The sequence below is a fragment of the Fibrobacter sp. UWEL genome (assembly GCF_900142535.1).
Lineage (GTDB): Bacteria > Fibrobacterota > Fibrobacteria > Fibrobacterales > Fibrobacteraceae > Fibrobacter.
This window is the reverse complement of the sequence record NZ_FRBE01000061.1, coordinates 1-1,087: the sequence shown is the minus strand read 5'-3', so window position 1 is coordinate 1,087 and position 1,087 is coordinate 1. Positions and strand designations below refer to the sequence as shown.

Annotated in this window: 1 protein-coding gene; it reads right to left on the bottom strand. The window is 45.1% G+C overall.

The window, feature by feature from the left end; genetic code table 11:
• On the bottom strand, positions 1 to 710 hold a 710-nt coding region (locus BUB59_RS14925), incomplete at its 3' end, for a PD-(D/E)XK nuclease family transposase (RefSeq protein ID WP_143160442.1).
• Positions 711 to 1,087 lie beyond the last annotated feature (377 nt).

Genomic DNA, 1,087 nt, shown 5'->3' with positions numbered 1-1,087 from the left:
GATGCGTTCTTGACCTGTAAACGAGAGTAGGCGTCTGCGATAGCCTTGTCGGTTGTCTTGGGGGCAGATGTCGCGCTGGCTGAAGTGGCGATGAGTTTGAGCCATTCCGCTTCAGGGGTGTTGCGTGCCGCCTTGTACTTCGTGAGATCGATGATAATATACCTTTTTTTCGTGTAGATGGGAAGAGCCTTTGGATTGCCTATATCGGAGAGTCTGAATAATCCTAGTTCCTCTCGATAGGATTTGCTGAAGGGGACTTTGAAATTGCACAGCCAAATAGAATAGGTCTCTGGCATAAGATAGGGATGTACATTCTTTTCTCGTTTAGGACGCCCCTTGTCAAAACTGATTTTTGAGTTGATTTCCAGCAGCGAGGAATACAACTCGATGCGATCGAGGAAATCGGTGTGTCCCGCTCGTTGCATTTCAAGGTCTATGAACTGTTTGTTCTTCAGTTTGGCGTGGATGTCAAATCGTACGATTTCGGAACCTTCTCCGGAATCAAGCTTGACGGTGACCTTCTTAGGTCGAGAGATGGATACAATTTTTGTTGCATCTGGCAAGTGAAGGATTGCGTTCAAAAAGTGTATCAGCGCACTGTCTACTGAGAAAAGCATCTTGAATACACGATCGAGGGTTGCATCCAGGAATGTCTTTTTCCGGATGATTTCTATTTGTTGTTTGATCTTTGCTTTATTTGTCATATCCATGTCCCGCTGCGCGGGGAGCTGCGAGATGGAAAAGGCCCCATCTATATATATACACGATGGAAATGACTGAAAATTTCCGTTTTGACGAAAAATTTTCAAAGTTTTACAAAAAACGGCGGGGAATGCGCTTTCACGCAGTGGAAATGCATACTAAATGGGGATTGGCTGCGCTTTAGTATGCATCAAAAAATGGGGAAAATTTTAGGGGTACATACTAAATCGCTCAAGTTGTCTCTTTAGTAGGTACTCCATCTGGATTTTTGAGGATGTAAACGCCCCCTCAGGCGCATTTCAGGTTGATTTCGGGTTGCTCTCGGGATGCGCGTACATACTAATCCGCTCCGAAGGAGCGTTTAGTATGCATCACCTCAAGATGT